Annotated in this window: 19 protein-coding genes; 15 read left to right on the forward strand and 4 right to left on the reverse strand. The window is 73.3% G+C overall.

Translation table 11 applies throughout. From position 1 onward, the window contains the following. The first annotated feature begins 24 nt into the window (after positions 1-24). From OHA91_RS34055 to OHA91_RS34075, 5 genes are all read left to right on the forward strand, one after another. On the forward strand, positions 25-252 hold the full coding sequence (locus OHA91_RS34055; RefSeq protein ID WP_370466718.1) for a DUF397 domain-containing protein: 228 nt from the start codon (positions 25-27) through the stop codon (positions 250-252). A gap of 162 nt (positions 253-414) precedes the next feature. Further along, positions 415-831: an ACT domain-containing protein gene (locus OHA91_RS34060; RefSeq protein ID WP_328740629.1), complete on the forward strand. Its 417-nt coding sequence runs from the start codon at positions 415-417 to the stop codon at positions 829-831. A 172-nt stretch (positions 832-1,003) separates the two neighbouring features. Further along, entirely contained in the window at positions 1,004-3,859 is a 2,856-nt protein-coding gene (locus OHA91_RS34065) for an ATP-binding protein (RefSeq protein ID WP_031157117.1), read from the forward strand. A 31-nt stretch (positions 3,860-3,890) separates the two neighbouring features. Continuing rightward, positions 3,891-4,652, forward strand: a complete 762-nt coding sequence (locus OHA91_RS34070) for a maleylpyruvate isomerase family mycothiol-dependent enzyme (protein ID WP_328740630.1) — start codon at positions 3,891-3,893, stop codon at positions 4,650-4,652. A gap of 76 nt (positions 4,653-4,728) precedes the next feature. Next, positions 4,729-5,229, forward strand: a complete 501-nt coding sequence (locus tag OHA91_RS34075) for a hypothetical protein (protein ID WP_030960903.1) — start codon at positions 4,729-4,731, stop codon at positions 5,227-5,229. A 69-nt stretch (positions 5,230-5,298) separates the two neighbouring features. On the opposite strand, the gene kstD is transcribed toward OHA91_RS34075, so the two are convergent. From kstD to OHA91_RS34090, 3 genes are all read right to left on the reverse strand, one after another. Beyond that, on the reverse strand, positions 5,299-7,092 hold the full coding sequence (gene kstD / locus OHA91_RS34080; protein WP_328740631.1) for a 3-oxosteroid 1-dehydrogenase: 1,794 nt from the start codon (positions 7,090-7,092) through the stop codon (positions 5,299-5,301). A 124-nt stretch (positions 7,093-7,216) separates the two neighbouring features. Continuing rightward, positions 7,217-7,609, reverse strand: coding sequence for an MmcQ/YjbR family DNA-binding protein (locus OHA91_RS34085; RefSeq protein WP_266504102.1), 393 nt, complete (start codon positions 7,607-7,609; stop codon positions 7,217-7,219). Positions 7,610-7,741: 132 nt separating this feature from the next. Next, the gene (locus OHA91_RS34090) at positions 7,742-8,866 is read right to left on the reverse strand and encodes an aminoglycoside phosphotransferase family protein (RefSeq protein WP_031157126.1); all 1,125 of its coding nucleotides are present in this window, start codon (positions 8,864-8,866) and stop codon (positions 7,742-7,744) included. Between the two features lie 229 nt (positions 8,867-9,095). Here OHA91_RS34090 and OHA91_RS34095 point away from each other — a divergent pair, with 229 nt between their 5' ends. Further along, positions 9,096-10,595, forward strand: coding sequence for a DNA-binding protein NsdB (locus OHA91_RS34095; RefSeq protein WP_031157128.1), 1,500 nt, complete (start codon positions 9,096-9,098; stop codon positions 10,593-10,595). Between the two features lie 189 nt (positions 10,596-10,784). Here the strand turns inward: OHA91_RS34095 and OHA91_RS34100 are convergent, their stop codons facing one another. Further along, positions 10,785-12,206, reverse strand: a complete 1,422-nt coding sequence (locus OHA91_RS34100; RefSeq protein ID WP_031157131.1) for a PP2C family protein-serine/threonine phosphatase — start codon at positions 12,204-12,206, stop codon at positions 10,785-10,787. A gap of 491 nt (positions 12,207-12,697) precedes the next feature. Here OHA91_RS34100 and OHA91_RS34105 point away from each other — a divergent pair, with 491 nt between their 5' ends. From OHA91_RS34105 to OHA91_RS34145, 9 genes are all read left to right on the forward strand, one after another. Next, a complete protein-coding gene (locus OHA91_RS34105) occupies positions 12,698-14,926 on the forward strand; it encodes a xanthine dehydrogenase family protein molybdopterin-binding subunit (protein ID WP_328740632.1) in 2,229 nt (742 codons plus the stop codon). A gap of 21 nt (positions 14,927-14,947) precedes the next feature. After that, the gene (locus OHA91_RS34110) at positions 14,948-15,403 is read left to right on the forward strand and encodes a (2Fe-2S)-binding protein (protein ID WP_031157136.1); all 456 of its coding nucleotides are present in this window, start codon (positions 14,948-14,950) and stop codon (positions 15,401-15,403) included. Between the two features lie 170 nt (positions 15,404-15,573). Next, positions 15,574-17,058: a helix-turn-helix domain-containing protein gene (locus tag OHA91_RS34115; protein ID WP_328740633.1), complete on the forward strand. Its 1,485-nt coding sequence runs from the start codon at positions 15,574-15,576 to the stop codon at positions 17,056-17,058. 51 nt (positions 17,059-17,109) lie between these two features. Then, positions 17,110-19,068 (forward strand): APC family permease, encoded by a 1,959-nt coding sequence (locus OHA91_RS34120; RefSeq protein ID WP_051893732.1) that lies wholly within the window; start codon positions 17,110-17,112, stop codon positions 19,066-19,068. A gap of 147 nt (positions 19,069-19,215) precedes the next feature. Continuing rightward, positions 19,216-19,776 carry a TetR/AcrR family transcriptional regulator gene (locus tag OHA91_RS34125; protein WP_328740635.1) on the forward strand — a complete coding sequence of 187 codons (561 nt, stop codon included), beginning with the start codon at positions 19,216-19,218 and terminating at the stop codon, positions 19,774-19,776. Between the two features lie 57 nt (positions 19,777-19,833). Further along, on the forward strand, positions 19,834-20,454 hold the full coding sequence (locus tag OHA91_RS34130) for a DUF6461 domain-containing protein (protein WP_031157145.1): 621 nt from the start codon (positions 19,834-19,836) through the stop codon (positions 20,452-20,454). Between the two features lie 116 nt (positions 20,455-20,570). Continuing rightward, positions 20,571-20,813, forward strand: coding sequence for a helix-turn-helix domain-containing protein (locus OHA91_RS34135; protein ID WP_031157147.1), 243 nt, complete (start codon positions 20,571-20,573; stop codon positions 20,811-20,813). A gap of 160 nt (positions 20,814-20,973) precedes the next feature. Further along, entirely contained in the window at positions 20,974-21,387 is a 414-nt protein-coding gene (locus OHA91_RS34140) for a hypothetical protein (protein WP_031157149.1), read from the forward strand. Next, positions 21,384-22,175, forward strand: coding sequence for a hypothetical protein (locus tag OHA91_RS34145; RefSeq protein ID WP_037633781.1), 792 nt, complete (start codon positions 21,384-21,386; stop codon positions 22,173-22,175). The genes OHA91_RS34140 and OHA91_RS34145 overlap by 4 nt, the downstream gene beginning before the upstream one ends. The last annotated feature ends 44 nt before the right edge of the window (positions 22,176-22,219 follow it).

Genomic DNA, 22,219 nt, shown 5'->3' on the forward strand with positions numbered 1-22,219 from the left:
AGGAGCACGCACGTGGCCGAGAGCATGACTTCACAGCCCCTCGCAGGCTGGGGGAAGCCGGACCTCGATCTCACCGAGGCCGACTGGCAGTCGAGCAGCCGGGGAGCGGGTGACGTCCAGATCGCCTTCGTCGAGGGCTTCATCGCGATGCGCAACAGCGAGCGCCCCGAGAGCCCCTCCCTGATCTTCTCGCCGGACGAGTGGCACAAGTTCGTGCTGAACGCCCGGGGCGGGGAGTTCGACCTCACCTGACCGCCCACCCCGCCCCGGCGGCACGGCCGGCCCGATGACGCCGGCCGGGGCCGCCGCGGGCCGGCGGCCCCGCCCCCTGGAACCGAGGCACTCTCGCAGGGCACACCGGCGAGGTCCCTTCACGGTCGAGGTCGTGGAGGCGCCGGTCGGTAGGGTGGCGGCATGAGCGGAGAGAGCGACCTGCGGAAACTGCTGAGCGGCATGCGGCCCGAGCTGAACGAGGGCGTGTACGTGTTCTGCACCGTCCCCGGCGGCACGGTCCCCGCCGAGACCGCGCCCGTCGCCACCGTCCTGGAGGCCGAGGGCCTCACCCTCGTCCTGCGCCAGGAGGACGCCGACGCCGCCGGGCTCGCCTACGACTACACCGCAGGCTGGATCACCCTGCGCATCCACTCCGCGCTCGACGCCGTCGGCCTCACCGCCGCCTTCGCCGCCGAGCTCGGCGCCCACGGCCTGAGCTGCAACGTCATCGCCGGATACCACCACGACCACCTCTTCGTGGCCGCCGACCGGGCCGCCGAGGCCGTGGCCGTCCTGGAACGCCTCGCGGCACGCTCCGGACAGGACCGATCGGCTTAGGGCCCTCATCGGAACCTCATCGGAACCTTCTCGAAACCCCCTCGGAAACCCCACGGGAACCCCCTCGGAATCCCGTCGGAAAAGAAGATCGGATTCTTTCCGACAGTGGGATCCCCCGCGATGTGCGCGGGCGTACGCTGATCTCCCGGAACAGGCCTGGGGGGTACCAGCCATGACGGACCACCGGACGCGCAAACGGCGCACCATGGTCGAACGCGATGCCGAACTCGCCATCGTCGACGAGGCCCTGGACCAGCTCACCGGTCCCGGGCCGGACGCCGGCGGCACGCTGCTGGCCTTCTCCGGGCCCGCCGGCCTCGGCAAGACCACCCTGCTCGCCGAGCTGCGCCGCCGCGCCCACGCCCGCTCCTGCACCGTCCTCGCCGCACGCGGCGGCGAACAGGAGCAGAGCCAGCCCTTCCACGTCGCCCGCCAGCTCATCCAGCCCCAGCTCGCCGGCACCTCCGAACAGGAACTGCGCGCCGCCCTGGGGAGCTGGTACTCCATCGTCGGCCCCGCCCTCGGACTCTGCGCCCCCGAACAGGGCGCCCCGCCCGACCCCCAGGGCCTGCGCGACGGCCTCGACTGGGTCCTCACCCACCTCGTCGTCAAACGCGCCCCCGTCGCCCTCGTCCTCGACGACGCGCACTGGGCCGACCCCGAGTCCCTGAGCTGGCTCGCCGCCTTCGCCCCGCGCGCCGAACACCTCCCGCTGCTCCTCGTCGTCGCCTACCGCCCCGACGAACTGCCCGCGCACGCCGACGCCTTCCGCACCCTGCCGGGCCGGGCGGGACAGCGCCCGCTGCCCCTCGCCCCGCTCACCCCGGCCGCCGTCGCCGCGCTCGTCCGCGACGCCATCGGCGAACACGCCGACGACGCCTTCTGCCACGAGGCCTGGACCGTCACCGCCGGCAACCCCTTCGAGGCCGTCGAACTCACCGCCAAGGTGCGGGGCAGGGGACTGCGGCCCGTCCAGGAGAACGCCCCGCAGCTGGCCGACCTCGCCGCCGCCCAGCGCGGCAGCGGCCTCGTCGCCCGACTCGAACGCCTCGGCCCCTCCACCGTCCGCTTCGCCTGGGCCTGCGCCGTCCTCGGCACCGCCATCCCGCAGGACATAGCCGCCCGCGTCGCCGCCCTCGGCACCGAGGAGGCCGCCGGCGCCACCACCCGCCTGCGGGACGCCCGGATCCTGTCGGCCGCCGGATCCACGACGGACCACGAACCGGACACCGGGCTGGAGTTCGTCCACCCCCTCATCGCCACCGCCATCTACCGCGCCATCCCCGACGCGCTGCGCGTCGCCCTGCACGGGAAGGCCGCCGCGGCCGTCGTCGACGCGGGCCTCGGCTCCTCCGCAGCCGCCCGCCACCTCCTGGAGACCCACCCCGAGAACGACCCCTGGGTCGTGCGCACCCTGCGCGAGGCGGCCGGCGAGAACCTCCGCGCCGGAGCCCCCGACGCCGCCCGCCGGCAGCTCGCCCGCGCCCTGCGCGAGCCACCCGACTTCGACGAACGAGCCGCCGTACTGTACGAACTGGGCTGCGCCTCCCTGCTGACCGAGCCCGCCAACACCGTCAACCACCTGCGGGCGGCCCTCGCCGAACCCTTCGACGACCCCGCCCTGCGCCAGGGCATCGTCATCCGGCTCGCCCAGGTCCTCGCACACAGCGACCGCCTCGCCGAGGCCTCGGAATCCCTCGCGCGCGAGATCGCGCAGACCCCGGACGTACGGGCCCGACTGCGTTTGCAGTCCGAGCAGTTCATGTGGGACGCCTTCAACGCGGCCGAGACCGACTCCCCGGCCCGCTCCCGGCGCCTCACCCGGCTCGCCGACCGCCTCGCCGGCCGCGACCTCACCGAGCGGTACGTGATCGCACTGCGCGCCTGGGACGCCTGCCTGCGGGGCGAACCGGTCGACGTGGTGCTCCACCACGCCGGCCGGGTACTGGAGCGGCCCTTCAGCTGGGCCCACGAGGACCGCGGCTTCGAGGTCCCCGTCCTGGCCGCCATGGTCCACATGTACGCCGACCGGCCCGGCCGCGCCGAGGAGCTGTTCGAGGCGGGCACCGCCGAGTTCGAGCGCCAGGGCTGGCGCGGAGCCCACCTGTCCTTCGCGTACAGCCTGCGCGCCTACATCCGCTACCGGCGCGGACGGCTCGTGGAGGCCGAGGAACTGGCCCGTTCCGGACTGCGGCTCGCCGAACGCGTGGGCCGGCGCACCCCCGTCCACTGGTACGCCATAGCGATCCTCCTCACGACGCTGCTCGCACGCGGCCGCGCCGACGAGGCCTGGGAGCTGGCACAGGAGCACGAGTTCGGCGCCCCCTTCCCGGCCGCCGTGGTCTTCCCCGACTCGCAGACCGTCTACGCCGAACTCCTGCTCGCCCGCGGCGAGGCACGCGCGGCCGTCGCCGAACTGGAGGCGGTCGACCGGCGGCTGACACCGCGCGGGATCCAGAATCCGGCCTGGTGCCCCTGGCAGCTGCACCTCGCGCGGGCCGTCGCCGCGGACGATCCGCAGCGGGCCCGCGCCCTCGCCGCCGACGCCGTCCGACGGGCCAGGGCCTTCGGCGCCCCCTCCGCCGTCGGCCAGGCCCTCAGGGTGGCGGCGGAGGTCGCCGCGCCGCAGGACCGCACCGAGCTCCTCCGGGAAGCGGTCACCCTGCTCTCGGCGTCACCCGCCGGCTACGAACTCGCCCGCGCCCTGAATGCGCTCGGCTACGGGCTGCGCGACGCGGACCTGCTCAGGGCGGCTGTGCTCACGGCCCGGGAATGCGGTGCGGACGCACTGGTGGAGGAGGCCACCGAGACCCTGCTGGGCCTGGGCGGCGCCCTGCCCGCCGGCTCGCCCCGGGTGGACTGGGTCACCGAGGAGGAGATCCGGGCCGCGGACCTGGCCGTGCGCTCCGAGAAGGAGCCCGAGCCGGCGTCCCCGGACTGGGTGCTGTCCGCAGCCTGCCGCAAGCTCGGCACCGACCGGTCCGGGCTGCGCGCCGCACTGGAGTCGTTCGCCCGCAGCTCAACGTGATCACAGCCCTCCCGGCGGGCAGGGTGCCCCCATGAACCACATCGACAGAATCCCCCTGTTCCGGAGCGAGGCGGCGGCCTTCGAGAAGGCGGTCCGCCGTGCGTACGACCGGGGTGATCCGGTGCCGCAGGTCCCTTCGTGCCCCGGCTGGACGGTCACCGACCTCGTCCGGCACCTCGGCGGAGTGCACCGCTACCTCGCACACGTCCTGCGCGAAGGGCTCACGACCCCGCCCGACCCCGCGGGCCTCGCCCTCCCCGAGATCCCCCACGACCCGGAAGCGCTGATCGACTGGTTCGCCCGGGGCGCCCGCGAGCTCGCGGAGCTCTTCCGCCGGCTGGGGCCGGACACCCCCGTGTGGACCTGGTCGACGGAGCAGACGTCGGGCTTCTGGCTGCGGATGCAGCTGATCGAGCTGGCCGTCCACCGGTGGGACGCCGAATCCGCGACCGGCGTCCCCGGCCCCCTCGACCCGGTCGTCGCGGTGGACGCCGTCACCCAGACCGTCGACGTCATGGCCCCCGCCCGCCGTACCTGGCAGCAGGCGCCGCCGGGTACGGGGGAGAGGTACCGCTTCCGGCGTACGGACGGCCCGGAATCCTGGACCGTCCTCTTCTCGGGTGACCAGGTGCTGCCGGAGACCCGCTCCACCGCGCCGGTCGCCGTCGAGGCCGCCGGACCCGCCTCGGACCTGGCGCTCTTCCTCTGGCGCCGGGTCCCGCCCGCCGCCCTGCACGTCACGGGCGACACCGGCCTGCTCCCACACTGGTTCACCCTGGTCCCACCCGTCTGACGGGCCCGCCCGCGCACGGGGGTGGGATGCGGGGCCCCCGGGCCGTAAAACTCCTGCGGCCACGTACCATGGCCGCATGTCCTTCCTCCGCCGCCACCGCGCCGCCACACCCGCCGGCCCGGACTTCGATGTCCTGGCCATGGACCCGGGGGACTGGCCGGGCAATCTCGGGGCCGGGCTGCTGCCCGCGCCCGACGGCAGCTGCCAGGGGGTCTTCCTCCGCTACGACCTGTTCGGCGGACGCGGACCCGCGATGATCATCGGCAACCTTCCCGAGGGATCCCCGGCCCGGGACCTCGCCGACGGCCAGGTCCCCTTCGAGGTGGCCCAGCTCCTCGACGCGCTGGAGAACGACGAGGACGTCGAGGTCACCGGCGTCGAGGACTGCCCCGTCATGCAGGGCGACAATCTCCTCATCGTCCGGAAGATCAAGCTGTCGGAGTCCCGCATCTCCTGCGTCCAGTTCGACCGCAGCGACAACGTGCTGGTCACCATCGCCAGCTGGGACCGCCCGATCACCGATGACCTCTACGCCCTCCTGAAGCCGCTCCCCGCCGAGCTCTTCCAGCAGGGCTGACCCCGCCGGGTCACCCGGACCGACCCGACCGGTCGCCCCGGGACGCCCCGCGCGGTCAGTGCGGCCCGCTCACGCGTCCGCGATGTCGTTCGCCGCCACGTAGCCGAACGTCATCGCGGGGCCGATCGTCGACCCGGCCCCCGCGTAGCTGTGGCCCATCACCGCGGCACTGGCGTTGCCCGCCGCGTACAGGCCGCGGATCACCGAGCCGTCCGCCCGCAGGGCCCGGGCCCGCGCGTCCGTGACGATGCCGCCCTTCGTACCGAGATCCCCCGGCACGATCTTGAACGCGTAGAACGGAGGCACCCAGATCGGGGCCAGGCACGAGTTCGGGTGCACGTTCGGGTCCGTGTAGTAGTGGTCGTACGCGGTGTCGCCCCGGTGGAAGTCGGAGTCCGTACCGCTCCACGCCTGCGCGTTGAACCGGCCCAGCGTCGCCCGCAGCGCGGCCGCCGGTACGCCGATCTGGCCCGCCAGCGCGTCCCACGTCCACGCCTTCTTCGCCGCGCCCGCCTGGTACCACGAGTCCGGGAAGGGCAGCGTCGGCAGGATGTCCTTGAACAGGTACTTGTTGCGGTAGTTCTGATCCACGATCAGCCACGCCGGAATGTGCGAACCGGCCGCGCCGCGGTCCTTCTCGTACATCACGTGCACCACATCGCTGTACGGTGCCGCCTCGTTGACGAACCGCGTCCCGTGGGCGTTCACGATCAGCCCGCCCGGCAGGGTCCGTTCGGCCAGACAGAAGTACGGCTCCCCGGGCAGCGGGAGCGACGGCCCCCACCACGCGTCGTCCATCAACGCCAGCGACGCCCCGGCCCGCTGACCGGCAAGGATGCCGTCGCCCGTGTTCTCCTTCGCGCCCACCGACCACTGGGTGCCGATCGGCTGCTGCTGGTACTGCGCCCGCATCGCCGCGTTGTGCTCGAAACCGCCCGAGCCGACGACCACCCCCTTGCGGGCCCGTACGACGCCCCGCACACCCTCCTTGTCCACCACCACGCCGGTGACGGCGCCGCCCTCCTGGACCAGGTCCACCAGAGGGCTGTTCAGCCACAGCGGCACCCCGGCCCGCTGCAGTCCGGCCCGCAGCCCGGCCGCCAGCGCCTGCCCCATCGTCAGCGGCTTCTCGCCGCGCAGCGCCGCCTTGGTGCCGCGCGCCAGGCACTCGGTGGACACGGCCAGGCCCCTGGCGCTCACCGCCGCGAGGTTCAGCCACTTGTAGTCCTGGCTGAAGACCACCATCCCGGCCGGCACCGGCATGTACGCCGGGTTCAGGCGGGCCAGTTCGCCGCCCAGGACGTTCCCGTCGATCTGGTCCGGCTCGATGGACCGGCCGTTCGGCAGCCCGCCCGGCAGGTTCGGGTAATAGTCGCTGTACCCCTCCATGAAGCGGAACCTCAGCGGGCTGTTCGCCATCACGAAGTCCAGCATGCGGGGGCCGTTGGCGAGGAACGCCGCCTGGCGGTCGGCCGGGACCTCGGGCCCGACGACGGCCGACAGGTAAGTCGCCGCCTTCTGCGGGGTGTCGGGCACCCCCGCGGCCAGGATCACCGAATTGTTGGGCAGCCAGATGCCGGCCCCCGAGCGTGCGGCCGACCCGCCGAACGTGGGGGCCTTCTCGATCACCAGGACGCTCAGCCCGCGCTTCGCGGCGGTGAGCGCGGCCGTCATCCCGGCCGCCCCGGAACCGACCACGACCACGTCGTACTCACCGAGCGGCGGCCCGGCCTGGACAGCCTCGGCCCGTGCCCCGCCGGACGGCAGCACGGTGGCGGCGAGCACCCCTGCCCCCGTACCGGCGATAACGGCGCGTCTGGACGGGAGGGGGGCGGGAGACGTGCGTGAAGCGCTTGCGGACATGGGCAGGCTCCAGCGGAGTGGGGAGGAGAGGGTGACTCCAGCATGTCTGATGCTGAGTCAGAAAAGGTGTTCGGGGGATCATGTGATGTCAAGCTATCCGGCGCCCGAGCACGCGACCGTCCGCTCAGCCCTCGGCCTGCATCCGGGCGTCCAGCTCCCTCACGTGCCGCTTGAGCGCCACCGTGCGGTAGCTCTCCTCCACCCACTCGCACAGCACCTGCACCGAGGGCGCCCCCTTCTCCGCCAGCGGGACGGACACCCAGCCCGACCGGCCCAGACCGTACCCGGTGGGCTCCGCCCCCGGCGCGGCCATCGCGTGCCCGTGCAGCGCCTCGTCCTTGAGCTTGACGGACAGCCCGGGCTGTTCCGGCCCGTCGGTGTTGCCCAGGAAGACGAAGATCTTCTTGTTCACCTTCATCACGCAGTCCTCGGGACCCCACGGATGGTCCTCGACGGCCTCCGGGAGACGGCGGGCGAACTCCCGTACCGCCTCCCACTTGCGCACTCCGGACTTCATCAGCGCCTCCTGCCGAACCCGCCGCCACGTCGCTCCCACGCTAGCGGAGCCGGGCGTCGGGCTGGGCGGACCGCGAACGAGCGAAGTCCCGTGGCGGTGGGAGCCACGGGACTTCGCGTCCGGGGGAGAGCGTCAGCGCGTGCCCACCGCCGCGCGGACCGCCCTGCGTGCCATACCCGCGTCGTCGTGCAGGCGGCGGAGCAGCAGCCGCTGCTCCTCCCCGGAGGACAGCGCACCCGCCGGCAGCGGCTGGGCCGGGGTGGTCGCCAGCATCGAGCGCTGCACCGCCGTCTCGGACATCCGGATCTCCCGGGTCAGCACCAGCATCAGGTTGACCAGGAAGGCGTCCCGGGCCACCGGACCGGCCGACTGGGCGAGCCTGCTGATCTGGGCGCGGGCGGCGGGGGCGTCGCCGAGTACCGTCCACAGCGTGGCGAGGTCGTAGCCCGGCAGGTACCAGCCCGCGTGCTCCCAGTCCAGCAGCACCGGACCGGCGGGGGAGAGCAGCAGGTTCGACAGCAGCGCGTCGCCGTGGTTGAACTGGAGCGCCGTCCCGGACACCTTGACCCCGTGCAGCAGCTTCTGCAGGTCGCCGAGGTCCCGGTCGGTGAGCAGACCCAACTCGTAGTCGCGGGCGATCCGCCGCGCGTAGTTCATCGGGGTCCCGAACAACTCGGCCGGCGGCTGCCACTGGTTCACCCGGCACACCGCGCCCAGCGCGGCGCGGAGGTCCACCCGCGGCGGCGGCTCCACCGGGTGCCGCTGGAGCGCCGCGACCCGGCCCGCCATCCGTTCCACCACCAGCGTGCAGTTCTCAGGGTCGGCGGCGATCAGCCGCGGCACCCGGACCGGCGGGCGGTGCCGGACGAACGCCCGGTATGCCGCTATTTCGTGCCGGTAGCGCTCACGCCACTCCGGCGAGTGGTCCAGTAAAACCTTCGCGACGGCGGTCATGCGTCCAGTGGTGCCCACCAGGAGGACCGAGCGGCCGCTGCGCCGCAGCACCTGCACCGGCGCGAACTCGGGACAGATCCGCTGCACCGAGGCGAGCGCGGTGCGCAGTTGCGCTCCCTGCGGCCCCGAGAGATCGATTCTTCCGCTGACGGGCTGCGATCCCGCACTCGGCATGCGCCGCGCCCGGACGGTGCCCTGCGCCGGGGCCGACTGGCGGCCGGGGTCGAGGTAGGGGCCGCCGCCCGCCGGGAGCGTGCGGTGCGACCGGACCGGTGCGGACACGGAGGACGTTGCTGCGTACATGGTGATACGGATCCCTTCGTGCGCCGACGAGTTGCGTACGCCACCCCGCCGATCCCGTGCTTCACCCTGGGGAGTTCCGCCGGTGACCGGGGCGGGGAGGCGCATTCCTACCTGACACCCGGCGCAAGGTGGCGAACCATCGGGCGTGCCCTGGCGAAGCCTGGCGAATAGTCGCTGGGCATCTGACGGGGGGCTACTGTCAACTCAGCCGAGAACCTGGGGGCTTGACGTGAGCAAAGGTCCAAACACCCGCTTGAACGACCTGTTCGGCCTGGCCGGCTGGTCGAAGGGCGAACTGGCGAGGATGGTGAACCGGCAGGCGGCGGCCATGGGCCACCCCCAGCTGGCCACCGACACCTCGCGGGTGCGGCGCTGGATCGACATGGGGGAGAGCCCCCGCGAACCGGTGCCCACGGTACTGGCAGCACTGTTCACCGAGCGGCTCGGTCGTGTCGTGACCATCGAGGACCTCGGGTTCGTACGGCAGCGGCGCACCTCCAGACGGCAGCCGGACGGGGTTCGTGAGAACCCCGACGGCATGCCCTGGGCGCCCGAACGCACAGCCGCGGTCCTCACCGAATTCACGGGAATGGACCTCATGCTCAACCGTCGCGGTCTGATGGGCGCGGGCGCCGTGCTCACCGCCGGCTCCGCCCTCACCAACGCCATGTACGACTGGCTGCACACCGACCCCGCCCTGGCGAAGCAGACTCCCGGGGGCTTCGGGGACTCCTTCCAGGCCGACCCGGCGGGATACGACCGCTACGAGGCCGCCCCCATCGGCTCCCAGGAGATCGAGGCGCTGGAGCGCTCCGTCGATGTGTTCCGGGCCTGGGACGCCTCCAGAGGGGGCGGACTGCAGCGCAAGGCCGTGGTCGGCCAGCTCAACGAGGTGGGCGGAATGCTGGCCTACCACCACCCCGACCACCTCCAGCGGCGGTTGTGGGGCGTGGCGGCCAACCTGGCGGTCCTCGCGGGCTGGATGTCGCACGACGTGGGCCTCGAACCCACCGCGCAGAAGTACTTCGTCATCGCCGCGCACGCGGCCCGCGAGGGCGGCGACCGCCCCCGCGCGGGTGAGGCGCTGTCCCGCGCCGCCCGCCAGATGGTGCACCTCGGCAAGCCGCACGAGGCCCTGGACCTCATGAAGCTCGCCAAGTCCGGGTCCGGCGAGCAGACCCTGCCGCGCACCCGCGCCATGCTGCACACCATCGAGGCCTGGGCGCAGGCCGCCATGGGCAAGGGCCAGGCGATGCGCCGCACCCTGGGCGAGGCGGAGGAGCTGTTCGTCTCCGACAAGGGCGACGTACCGCCGCCGAGTTGGATGCAGCACTTCGACGAGGCGGACCTGCACGGCATGCAGGCCCTCGCCTACCGGACCCTCGCCGACCACGACGCCACGGCGGCGCCGATCGCCGCGCGCCACGCCAAGGAGGCCCTGCGGCTGCGCGGCGAGGGCTACCAGCGCTCGCAGATCTTCGACTACATCTCCATGGCCTCCGCCTGCTTCATCGCCGACGAGCCGGAACAGGCCGACCGCTACGCGCGCCTCGCCCTGGTCTCGATGAACGAGACCTCCTCGCACCGGACCTGGGACCGGCTGCGCGAGATGTACCGGCTCACCGCCCAGTACGCCGGTTACGCGCGCATCGAGGACCTGCGCCAGGAGATCAAGCTGGCCCTCCCCGACTCCCCGGCACCGAGTGGCCGGCCGGCCACGGGGGTGTAGTCCCCGGCCGGCCCCCGCGCGCCCCACGGGTTCCGCATCCCTCCGCGCCCCACGGCCGGTACGAGGACGAGCACCGGCACGTCGAGAACGGGTACGTCGACGACAGCACGCAGACGAGAAAGGCCGCGCCCTCCGGCGCGGCCCTGAAGTCCGTACGACCGGCCCTGTGGCCGGCCGTGACCGTCGTGACTATCCGCCGACGCGGGCGACGAGCACGCAGGCGTCGTCCTCGCGCTCGCTCTCCCCGAACTCCTCGACCACGAGCCGCACGCAGTCCTGTGCCGACCGCGCCGCCGAGAGCCGCGGCGCGAGTGCCAGCAGCCGCTCGGTGCCGTCCGCCCGGCTGAACTCGATGCTGCGGGGCGTCAGACCGTCGGTGTGCAGGACCAGCAGGTCGCCCACCTCCAGCCGCTCCTCGGCCTGCCCGTACGAGGCCCCGGAGGTCGCGCCCAGCAGGACGCCCTCCGGCGGCGTCAGGGCGCGGCCCGACCCGCGGCGGAACAGCAGGGGGGCCGGGTGGCCCGCCTGGGCCCAGGACAGCACCCGGCGCGCGGGGTCGTAGCGGCAGCACACGGCCGAGCCGAGCGCGGGCTGGACGGAGGTCTCGAGGAGCTGGTTGAGCCAGCCCATCAGCGGCCCCGGCGCGATCCCGGCCATGGCCATGCCCCGCAGGGCGCCCAGCATCATCGCCATCCCGGAGGTGGCGGTCACGCCGTGCCCGGTCAGGTCGCCGACCGTCAGCATCGAGCAGCCGTCGGGGAGTTCGAGTGCGTCGTACCAGTCCCCGCCGATCAGCGCGCTGGTCGCGGAGGGCAGGTAGTGCGCGGCCACGTCCAGCGTGCCGGCGTCGCTCTGCGGGAACCGCAGGGAGCCGCGCCACGGGGGGAGCACGGCTTCCTGCAGCTCGACCGCAAGCCGGTGCTCGGTCTGCGCGATCTCCCGCTGGCGCTGCAGCGAGTCACGGGACTCGCGCACCGCCCGCTGGCTCCGGCGCAGTTCACTCACGTCCCGCAGTACGGCCCACATGGAGGCCGTGCAGCCGTCGGCGTCGAGTACCGGCTCGCCCCTCATGTGCAACGTCCGGACCCGGCCGTCGGCGCGGACGATGCGGAACTCGCCGTCGATCGGCCTGCCGTCCACCAGGCAGGCGGTGACCCACGCGGTGAGCAGCGGCTGGTCCTCGGAGAACAGGGTGGAGCCCAGCTCGTCCAGCGGAGGCGCACCCGACTCGGGGGACCGGCCGAAGATCTGGAACAGTTCGTCGGACCAACTGACCTCGTCGGTCAGCAGGTTCCATTCGGCGCTGCCGACCCGGGTCTGGGCCTCGGGCGCGATCTCCGGGGCGGCCTGCGGGAACGCGACGGTCTCCGGGACCGGGGGCAGGCCCTCCTTGAGCTGGCCGAGGTGTTCGCGGAGGTCGTCGAGGTGGTGCACGGCGAGGTCGCACAGTGCGCGCTGCCAGCGGCCCTGGGCGTCGTCGTCGTCCACGACGGTGTCGCGGCGGACCGCGTCCACGTCCCCACGGAGGCGCCGGGTCTGAGAGATCAGTGCGTCCACCGACCCCGGCTCGGGCGGCTGCGCGGGACGGTCCGCGAACAGGTGGGACGGCATGAGAACTCCGATACAGGCGCGGCACGGCCAAGTCTGAAGGAAGGACCGGTAACGACTGTTGCACAGGCGGCGACACTGTGTAAGGCGTTTGGCAACATCCGCTACGTGCTTGCTTCCGGCATATGCCGCAGTCCTGCCGGGCCCTCCGCGACGTACGAACGAATCCGGTCAGCGGGGGTTCGGCGGCCCGGTGCGCATGACAGCCGGTGGGGCGGGTGGTACGTCCGGAGCAGACGGCCGGAATCCGGCCATCCAGCCGCTGCGGCTCGATCAAACGCCCGATGTGTACGAGGTGTTCACGCGGACGCGTTCGCGCGGTAACCGGTTCAGTGCGCGCACGGCCATACACCCGAACGGATGACCCCCGGGCCGGGTACGGCGGCGGAATCGGGGCTTCCCAGCGGAGCGCCCGGTCGCTACCCTACGTGCCGGTAATAAACCGGGGGAGGTCCGCGCGGGCGGGCCCGCGCAGCGCTGGGGACACGACGACATTGAGCGGGCAGCACCACGCCACCGGCCGGAGCCGGCGTTCCTTCCTCACCCACCTCGTGGCGGCGCCGACCCTCGCACTGGTCACCCGCGCCGGAGCCGACGCCCTGGCCCCGCAGGACGCCCATGCCGTGGTGCCGTCCCTGCCGGCCATCGCCGACGTGATCGACCTCGGCGACCTCTTCATCCTGGCCGGCGCGCCCACCTCCGCCCTGCTCGCCCTCGCGGTGGAGGCGGACGGCACCGTCCGCTTCCGGCTGCCGCGCGAGGAGGTCGGGCAGGGACTCACCACCGCGGTGGCCATGCTGGTCGCCGAGGAACTCGACGTGCCCCTGGCCGACGTACGCGTGGAACTGGACGACGCCCGGCCCGAGCTGCTGTTCAACCAGCTCACCGGCTCCTCCAACTCCATCCGCTCCCTCTACGGGCCGGTCCGCCAGTGCGCGGCCACCGCGCGGGCCCGCCTCGTCGCGGCCGCCGCCCAGCGCTGGAGCCTCTCCGCGGCGTCGCTGACGACCGCGGACGGGGCCGTCCGGGCCCCCGACGGACGCACCGCCCGCTACGGCGAACTCGCCGCGGCCGCCGCAGCCCCCGGCCTCGTCGTCCTCGGCGCCACCCCCAAGAAGACCGCGAAGCACACCCTCGTCGGCCGGCCGACGAGCCGGATCGACGCCCGCGCCATGGTCACCGGCGCCCAGCAGTACACCCTCGACCTCGACGTGCCCGGCGCCAAGCCGTGCGTGGTGCGCCGCCCGCCCACCTTCGGCGGCACCGTCCGCACCGTCGCCAACCTCGCAGAGGTCCGGGCCATGCCCGGGGTCCTGCACGTGGCCACCGTCCCCACCGGGGCCGCCGTCGTCGCCGAGACCTTCGGGCAGGCCATCACCGCCACGTCAGCCCTCCAGGTCGCCTGGGGCCCGGGCCCCGCCGACCAGCTCTCCGACGCGCAGATCCGCACCAGGCTGCGCGCCGCCACCCCGCCGCTGCTGGTCCCGCCGCTGCTCACCCCGTACGTGGACGCCGAGTTCGACTTCGCCTTCGTCAGCCACGCCCCGATGGAGACCAACTGCGCAATCGCCGACGTGCGCGACGACCGGGCCGAGATCTGGTCGGGACTCAAGTCCCCCATCGTGGCCCGCCAGACCATCGCCGCCGACCTCGGACTGCCCCTGGACAAGGTGACGGTGCACGTCGTCCAGGCCGGCGGCTCCTTCGGCCGGCGGCTCTTCTTCGACGCCGCCCTGGAGGCCGCCCGCATCTCCAGGGCCTGCCGCCGCCCGGTCAGGCTGATGTGGACCCGGGTGGACGACACGCGCCACGGCCGGATGCGCCCCGCCACCCACCACAAGATCCGCGCCACGCACCTGCTGGGCGAGATCCTCAGCTTCGAGCACCGCGTCGCCGCCGCCGAGACCGACTTCCGGCACGGTCTCGGCGAGATCATCACCGCGACCGCGGCGCACCTGCCGCTCGGCATCGGCAACGCCACCCTCGCCCAGACCCTGTTCCTGACCACGGTGAAGTCCCCGTACCACTTCGGACTCACCACCCAGGCCCTCACCGAGGTGCCGACCGGCATCCCCACCGCCTCGTGGCGCTCGGTGTACTCCGCCAACACGCGCGGAGCCGAGGAGATCGTGGTCGACGAACTGGCCGCGGCCACCGGCAGGGACCCGTACCGCTTCCGGCGCACCTTCCTCAAGAGCGACGCGCAGCGCGCCGTACTGGACAAGGTCGCGACGGAGGGGAACTGGGGGCGGGCCATGGCGCCCGGCTGCGCGCAGGGCATCGCCTTTCACGAGGAGTACAAGTCCCGCACCGCCTGCCTCGTCGAGATCGACACCCGCGACCCGCAGCGCGTCCGCGTCACCAAGGCCGTCATCGCCGTGGACGTGGGCCTGCCCGTCAACCCGCGCGGACTGCAGGCTCAGATGATCGGCGGCCTCACCGACGCGATCTCCACCACCCTGCGCGCCGGACTCCACATCGACAAGGGGCTTCCGCTGGAGGGCAGTTACAGCCAGTTCCACTGGGCGCAGCAGCGTGACACCCCGCGCGACGTACGGGTCTTCGTGCTCCCGGCCACCGGTACGGAGCCGGGCGGCGCGGGCGAGCTCGGCGTGCCGGCCGCGGTCGGCGCCATCGCCAACGCCTGGGCCCGGGCGACCGGTTCGAAGCCGCGAAGCTTCCCCCTCGACTTCGACGTCGACTTCACCCCCTACCCCCGATAGCCGCAGAGCCAGGAGTACGCCGTGCCCTCGCACACCTTCACCGTCAACGGGCGGAGCGTCACCGTGGACGCGCCCGACGACCTGCCCCTGCTGTGGGTGCTCCGCGACATGCTGGGCGTGCGCGGCCCCAAGTACGGCTGCGGGGTGGACGTTTGCAAGGCCTGCACCAGCCACCTCGACGGGGTGGACGTCCGACCGTGCGTGGTGCCCGTATCGGCGTGCGCGGGCCGGGAGGTGACCACGATCGAGGGCCTCGCGAACGGGGACGACCTGCACCCGGTGCAGGAGGCCTGGCTCGAACAGGACGTCGCCCAGTGCGGTTTCTGCCAGCCCGGTCAGATCATGGCCGCCGTCGCGCTGCTGAAGCGCAACGGTGAGCCCACGGACGAGGACATCGACGCCATCGCCAACATCTGCCGGTGCGGCACCTACTTCCGCATCCGGGAGGCCATCCGCAGCGCGGCCGCCAGGATGTGAGCGGCGGATCCCGGTGCCTCCCCCGTGTCGCTTCCCATGGGCGCCGGGACCCGTCCGCTCGTGGACAAACCTATGCGGGCGCGGGCCCGTACGCAGGGTTCGCCCTGCCCAGTGACCGGGCGAGACCGGTATCACAGCGCACAGTGTGCGGCGGGTGGTTGAATGCGCCGGTGTCACGGTCCGACGACGTACTCAAGGTCCACCGACTCGCCCACGGCGGGGGGTCGGCCGCGCTGCTGGACTGGCTCGCCACCCGCCTCGGCGGCTGGACCGGAGTGGTGCACGCCGATCCCGGTGCCGAGGACGGTGCCGAACCCGGAGCCCCCGCCGGAGCCGTGGCGGGCCGGGAGCAGGGGCAGCGGCCGCCGGAGGCCGCCGTGCGCGGCGCCGCAGAGATGAGCGCCCGGGGCGTCAGGTCGGCCGTCCTGCACGGCGCCGGATCAGCCACCCTGCTGTTCGCGCTGGACGCCGGGCGCGCGCTGGCCGCCGTACTGCCGCTGCCGCACCCGCCCGACGCGCCCGCGCTGCTGGCGGACGCGGCCGTGCCGCTGGCCCTCGTCCTGCGCGCCGAGGAGGCCGAACGGCGGGAGGCGCGGGCTGCGATCGCCGAGGCCCGCGCCCGCGAGGCCGTGCTCCACCTGCTGATGAACGGCCGGCTCTCCACCGCCCACCAGATCGCCGAGGCGCTGCGGCCGCCGCTGCCCGACCCGATGCGGATGTACGTCGCCGAGTGCCGGACCGGCCGGCGCGCCGAAGTGGCGGGCCTGTGCCATGAGTTGACCGGCGGACGGGCATGGGTCGTGCGCTGCCCGGTCTACGTGCGCCACCTCATCATCCTGGTCCCGGCCGACGCGGCGGCGGTGTCCGCCGACGACGACCCCTTGGCCGGGGCGCTGTCGGCGGTCGCCCCGGACTGCGCGGTCGGGGTCAGCGGGGAGCTGGCCCTGAGCCAGGCCCCGACCGCCTACACCCAGGCCTTCCACGCCCTGGCCGTCGCCCGCGGCCGCGGCGAACGGCACGCCCGCTTCGGCCCGGGCCCGGAGCTGGCGCTCGCGGCCCACGAGGCCGGGGCCGACTGGGCCGCAGCCCTGCTCGCGCCCCTGCACGCGTACGAACCCCGGCGCCCCCAGGACCCCGGCGGGCAGGAACTGCGCGCCACCGCCCAGGCCTGGCTGAACTTCGGCTCGCACGCCACCCGGCTCCTGAAGGTCCACCGCAACACCCTGTCCGCCAGGATCCGGCTGGTCGAGACGCTGCTCGGACTGGACCTCGCACGCCTGGGCGACCAGGCGGCCCTCTCGCTGGCGCTGCGGCTGACCCCGGGCGCGGGGCGGGGGAGCGGCGCCGCGGCCCCGGCGGCCGCCCCCGGGCTCGACGCGGTACTGCGCGATCCGCGGCTGACCGAGTGGGCCCGGTCCCACCTGAGCAGGCTGACCGGCCCGGAGGCCCCGGCCGGCGCCCGCGCCACCGTCCGTACCTGGCTGGCGCACGACGCCCGGCTCGTACCGGCCGCGGCCGCGCTCGGGGTCTCCGTCCCCGGCGCCCGCAAGCGGCTGGCCCGCATCGAGGCCCTGCTGGAACGCTCGCTGCTGCAGTCCCCGAGCGTCCGGTACGACCTGTGGCTGGCCCACCGGGCCGAAGAGCTCGCCGAGTGACACAAGCCCCCAAAGGGAAGTTCGCCGGACAGTATGCACGATCATGCCCAAATGAGGCGTATCAATGCGAAACGCGTGCTGGTCGGTGAACCCCTCGACACCGCGCGGCTCGGCGAGACCCTGCTTCCCAAACGACTCGCCCTGCCGATCTTCTGCAGCGACCCTCTCTCCTCGGTGGCCTACGCGACCGAGGAGATCCTGCTGATCCTGGCCCTCGGCGGCGTCGCCCTGCTGCACCTCACCTGGTACGCGGCCGCCGCCATCGTCTTCCTGCTCGTCGTCGTCATCGCCTCCTACCGCCAGACCTGCCACGCCTACCCCGGCGGAGGCGGCGCGTACGTCGTCAGCTCCGAGAACCTCGGCCAGACCGCCGCGCTCACGGCCGCCAGCGCCCTCCTCGTCGACTACGTGATGACCGTCGCCGTCTCCGTCGTCTCCGGGGTCTCCGCCATCACCTCGGCCGTCCCCGCCCTCAACGACCACGAAGTGGTCCTGTCGGTCGCCTTCGTGGTGCTGCTGACCCTGATGAACCTGCGCGGCGTCAGGGAGTCGGGCCGCGTCTTCGCCATCCCCACCTACGGTTTCGTCCTCGTCATCTACCTCATGTTCGCCGTCGCCGCCGTACGGCTCGGCACCGGCCAGACCATCCGCGCCGAATCCGCCGACCTGCCGATCATCGCGGAGGGCACCTACACCGGACTGGCCCTCGTGTTCCTCGCGATGCGCGCCTTCGCCTCCGGCTGCACCGCGCTCACGGGCGTCGAGGCGATCAGCAACGGCGTCCCCGCCTTCCGCAAGCCCAAGGCGAAGAACGCGGCGACCACGCTCGCCGCGATGGGCTTCCTCTCGGTGACGATGTTCGCCGGCATCACCGCCCTCGCCATGACCTACGAGGTGCACGTCGCGGCCGACCCCACCGAACTGGGCCTGCCCCCGGGGACCGCGACCTCCACCGCCCTCGCCCAGATCGGCCGGGCCACCTTCGGCAGCTGGCACTTCCTCTTCTACCTGCTCCAGGCGGTCACCGCCGGGGTGCTGATCCTCGCCGCGAACACCGCCTTCAACGGCTTCCCGATGCTCGCCTCGATCCTCGCCCGGGACCGGTTCGCGCCCCGCCAGCTCTACAACCGCGGCGACCGGCTCGTCTACTCCAACGGCGTCGTGCTCCTCGCCCTCGCCGCCGTCGCCCTCATCGTGGCCTTCGACGCCGAGCTGACCCGTCTGATCCAGCTCTACATCATCGGCGTGTTCGTCTCCTTCACCCTCTCCCAGTCGGGCATGGTCCGGCACTGGAGGAAAGCGCTCGCCTCGCCCGCCACCCCGCGCGAGGAGCGGGTCCACATCCACCGCAGGCTCGCCATCAACGCGGTCGGCGCCGCCATGACCGCCCTGGTCCTCGTCATCGTCCTGCTCACCAAGTTCACGCACGGGGCCTGGCTGGTCGTCATCGCCATGCCCCTGCTGTTCCTCGGCATGAAGGGCGTGCGCCGCCACTACGACCAGGTCGCCCGGCAGGTCGACGTGGCCCCCGACACCAGACCGCGCAGGCCGGCCCGCCACCACGTGGTCGTCCTGGTCGCCGCCGTGCACGCCCCGACGCTCAAGGCCATCGGCTACGCGCAGGGGCTGCGCCCCGACACCCTGACGGCGGTGACGGTCGCCGCCGACGAGGCGGAGGCGGCCCGGCTGCGCGGGGCGTGGGAGGACCACGACCCCGGGCTGCCGCTGAAGATCCTCCACTCGCCCTACCGCGAGGTGGTGGGCCCGATCCTGGCGCACGTCGAGGAACTGGCCGCCGAACCGGCCACGGACATGCTGTCCGTGGTGATCCCGGAGTACGTCGTCGGCCACTGGTGGGAGCAGCCCCTGCACAATCAGAACGCCCTGCGGCTCAAGGCGCGCCTGCTGTTCACGCCGGGCGTCGCGGTCATCGACGTGCCGTACCTGCTGGAGTCGGCGAAGGGCGCGAAGGCGGCCGAGGCGGCCGAGTCGGCGGGCCGGGAAGGCTAGGGGAGGGGCAGGGCTCGGGACGGGCCGGAGTCGGGGCGTCCGCTACCGTGGGCAAAGCACTGCGTCTGCAGTGCTCCCATCGGCCGGGAGGCCGGCCGGGAAGCCGGCCCCCACCGACCACCGACCACCGACCCAGGGACCCGCCCCATGCGCCAGAACCCGCAGCGCCGCGCCGCGCTGCTCGACGCCGCCATCGAAGTCCTGGCGCGCGAGGGCTCGCGCGGCCTGACGCTGCGCGCGGTGGACGCGGAGGCGGCGGTGCCCACCGGCACCGCCTCCAACTACTTCGCCAACCGGGCCCAGCTGCTCGTGCAGATCCTCCACCGCACCCGGGAGCGACTGGTCCCGGACCCGGCGGACCTGGCCGGCCCGCTCGACACGAAGGTGCTGCTCGGCCGGCTGGAGCGGATGCGGCGCGAGCGCAGCGTCCACATCGCGATGCTGGAGCTGCGGCTGGAGGGCCTGCGGCGCCCGGAGCTCCAAGCCGAGCTTGCCGCCTTCCAGCGCGCGGAGCTGGAGGCGAACATCGACTGGCACATGGAGGCCGGCCTGCCCGGCGACCGGCAGGGCGTGGTCCTGATCTACCTGGCGATGCTCGGCCTGATCGTGGACGACCTGACCGCGCCGGCGATGCTGGAGGCCCACCCGGCGGAGGGGCTCATCGAGACGATGGTCGAGCGGCTCCTCCCACAGAAGTCCGCGGACTGACTATCGTGCCGGTGGGGGAAGCACCGGCGTCGCGGGAAAGACCGTGGGGAGTGCAGGATGGCCGACATCACCGAGAGCAGGACCTACGGGATCCAGTGGCTGGCGGACTGGGGCGAATGGTTCGCCGGCCTCACCTTCGCCCGGGGCATAGGCCCCGACGAGCTGGCCGCACGGCTCGGCGCGGTCCCGGGCGTCCGTCCCGGACCGCTCGGGGCGACGGCCGCCTGGGGCATGGTCGCCGAGACCGCGGACGGCGACGGCGTGGCCCGGGTCGGCAGCTGGGGCGGCTGGTCCTTCGCCGTCGAACACGGCCTGCCGGCCGGCGCCGAACGCCTCGCCGAGGTCTCCCGGGCCGGCGTCGAGGCCGTCCACCTCGACCCGCAGCCCGACCACCCGCCCAAGCAGTTCTCGTACGCCCGCGACGGTGAGCTGGTGTGCTGCTTCGGGCTCGGCGAGGAATGCTGGCGGGGCGGCCACCGGCCCGACTTCCTGCTCCCGGAGCTGGTCGCGGCGGGCGTGCTCGGCCCGGACGGCGCGAACGCCGGAGCGGACGGCGAGCCGGACGGGGACCGCGAGCGACGCACCCTCGCCGTCCTGGAGCACCGCTTCGGGCTGGCCCTGCCGCGCCACCTGATCGCGGACGCCCCGCTGCCGGCCTACGTCACCCGCACACGCTAGTCCGCCCCCGGGTCCGGTGATCTTATGCTCGGGTTTACGCGAGTCCGCTGGTTTTGGGGCCGGTGAAGGACTTTGATGGGTCTGCCAGGCGTCGTACCGGAGCAGGGGGACCATTCATGGGAACCGACCGCATCCAGAAGGACAGCACACCCACCCTGATCGGTTCCGTGCAGCGGGCCCTGCGGCTCGTGGAGGCGATGCACGCGGAGGGCGGGGCGACCGCCAAACGGCTCGCGCGGCTCACCGGGATCCCGCTGCCGACCGTCTACCACCTGCTCCGCACCCTCAGCCACGAGGGCTACGTCGAGCGCGAGGGCGGCTCGTTCCGTCTCGCGGACGATCTTCCGCTGGCTTCGTGATCAGATTCCGACGCGTTCCGGCCAAGCTCTTACACCCTGAATGGCATGTTCCAGCGGAAAATGCCAGAACGCCTTTTCGCACTGCGGAACTTGAGTAAGTTCCCTCCTGTCGCGCCGCACAACCGTGCACACCGCACGTCCGGCCGGGAGGGGAGCCCGCGTGCCCGGGATCGACGAATGCCTGCTCGAAGCCATGGCCCTGCCTGGCGCACGGGGGGCCGCGCTGGTCGACTGGAGCAGCGGGCTGGCTCTCGGCACCATCGGGGAATCACCCGTCGGGGATCACGAGACCACCGCCGCCGAGACCGCGGAGCTGGCCCGTGCCGCCGCGGAGTACGAGTCCTTTGCCCGCGCGGAGGCGGGTCCGGCCCTCGGTGACGTGGTGGGCCCCGCCGGTCCGCCCGTCGAGGACCTCATCGTCACGACCCGCAGCGGCTACCACGTCCTGCGGTTCGTCGAGACGAGCTTCGACAGCAGTGTCTTCCTCCACGTCTGGCTCGACCGGGCCGAAGGCAACCTCGCCCTGGCGCGACTCAGACTCAGGGCCCTGGCCGAAGGGCTGGTGCTCCGGTGACCACCCCGGCAACGGCCCCGAACGCCTTCGCGGCCGTCTCCCCCCTCCTCACCCGGCTCGCAGCGGAGCGGGCCACCGGCGCCCTGCTCCGCGACCGCGGCACCCTCTTCCTGGAGGACGGCCGAATAGTCCACGCGGAGAGCCCCGCCACCCCCGGCCTCGACGTCCTCCTCACCACCGGTGGCGGCCTCGCCCCCGAACGATGGCGCGAGGCGGTGGACCGGGCCGGCGCCCGCCGCCAGGTCGCCCGCTTCCTCGTGGACAGCGGCGGCCTCGCCGGCGGAGAGCTCGAGATATGCCACCTCGCCGCCATCTTCGACGCCGCCTTCTTCGCCCTGTCCCCGGGCAGCGGCCCCTCCCGGTTCCGCCGCGGGGCCACCCACTGGATCGGCTCCGTCCGCTCCGTTCCGGCGGCCGCCGTGGAACGGGAGACCCGGCGCCGCCGCGAACTGCTCGACGCGGTCTGGCCGTACCCGCTGCTCGACACCGCCCCGGTGGTGCCCCGGGCGGCCGCGCCGGGCCAGACCGTCACCGCCCGCCAGCGGATCCTGCTGGACCGGGCCGACGGCTTACGCACCCCGGCCGACCTGGCCTGGGTCCTGGGCCGGCCCGCCTTCCACACACTGCTCGACGTCCGCCGCCTCGCGGCCGCCGGACTGGTCGAGACGCCGCACAGCCCGGCCCCCCCGCCGGTCGAGGTACCCCTGCCCGACTGGATGACCCAGGCCCAATCCCCGGACGTGGCGCTGCTCCGCCGGTTACGCGACGCACTGGAGGCAAGCCTGTGAGGCTCCCGCTGCGACCGGCCCTGCGCGCCGACCGCTCCGAGCGT

It is taken from the genome of Streptomyces erythrochromogenes, assembly GCF_036170895.1.
Classification (GTDB): domain Bacteria; phylum Actinomycetota; class Actinomycetes; order Streptomycetales; family Streptomycetaceae; genus Streptomyces; species Streptomyces erythrochromogenes.

Bases quoted from the DNA above. Each gene is read 5' to 3' on its own strand.
- OHA91_RS34055 (WP_370466718.1), top strand. From the start codon at position 25: ATGACTTCACAGCCCCTCGCAGGCTGGGGGAAGCCGGACCTCGATCTC.
- OHA91_RS34060 (WP_328740629.1), top strand. From the start codon at position 415: ATGAGCGGAGAGAGCGACCTGCGGAAACTGCTGAGCGGCATGCGGCCC.
- OHA91_RS34065 (WP_031157117.1), top strand. From the start codon at position 1,004: ATGACGGACCACCGGACGCGCAAACGGCGCACCATGGTCGAACGCGAT.
- OHA91_RS34070 (WP_328740630.1), top strand. From the start codon at position 3,891: ATGAACCACATCGACAGAATCCCCCTGTTCCGGAGCGAGGCGGCGGCC.
- OHA91_RS34075 (WP_030960903.1), top strand. From the start codon at position 4,729: ATGTCCTTCCTCCGCCGCCACCGCGCCGCCACACCCGCCGGCCCGGAC.
- kstD (WP_328740631.1), bottom strand. From the start codon at position 7,092: ATGTCCGCAAGCGCTTCACGCACGTCTCCCGCCCCCCTCCCGTCCAGA.
- OHA91_RS34085 (WP_266504102.1), bottom strand. From the start codon at position 7,609: ATGAAGTCCGGAGTGCGCAAGTGGGAGGCGGTACGGGAGTTCGCCCGC.
- OHA91_RS34090 (WP_031157126.1), bottom strand. From the start codon at position 8,866: ATGTACGCAGCAACGTCCTCCGTGTCCGCACCGGTCCGGTCGCACCGC.
- OHA91_RS34100 (WP_031157131.1), bottom strand. From the start codon at position 12,206: ATGCCGTCCCACCTGTTCGCGGACCGTCCCGCGCAGCCGCCCGAGCCG.
- OHA91_RS34120 (WP_051893732.1), top strand. From the start codon at position 17,110: ATGAGGCGTATCAATGCGAAACGCGTGCTGGTCGGTGAACCCCTCGAC.
- OHA91_RS34125 (WP_328740635.1), top strand. From the start codon at position 19,216: ATGCGCCAGAACCCGCAGCGCCGCGCCGCGCTGCTCGACGCCGCCATC.
- OHA91_RS34130 (WP_031157145.1), top strand. From the start codon at position 19,834: ATGGCCGACATCACCGAGAGCAGGACCTACGGGATCCAGTGGCTGGCG.
- OHA91_RS34135 (WP_031157147.1), top strand. From the start codon at position 20,571: ATGGGAACCGACCGCATCCAGAAGGACAGCACACCCACCCTGATCGGT.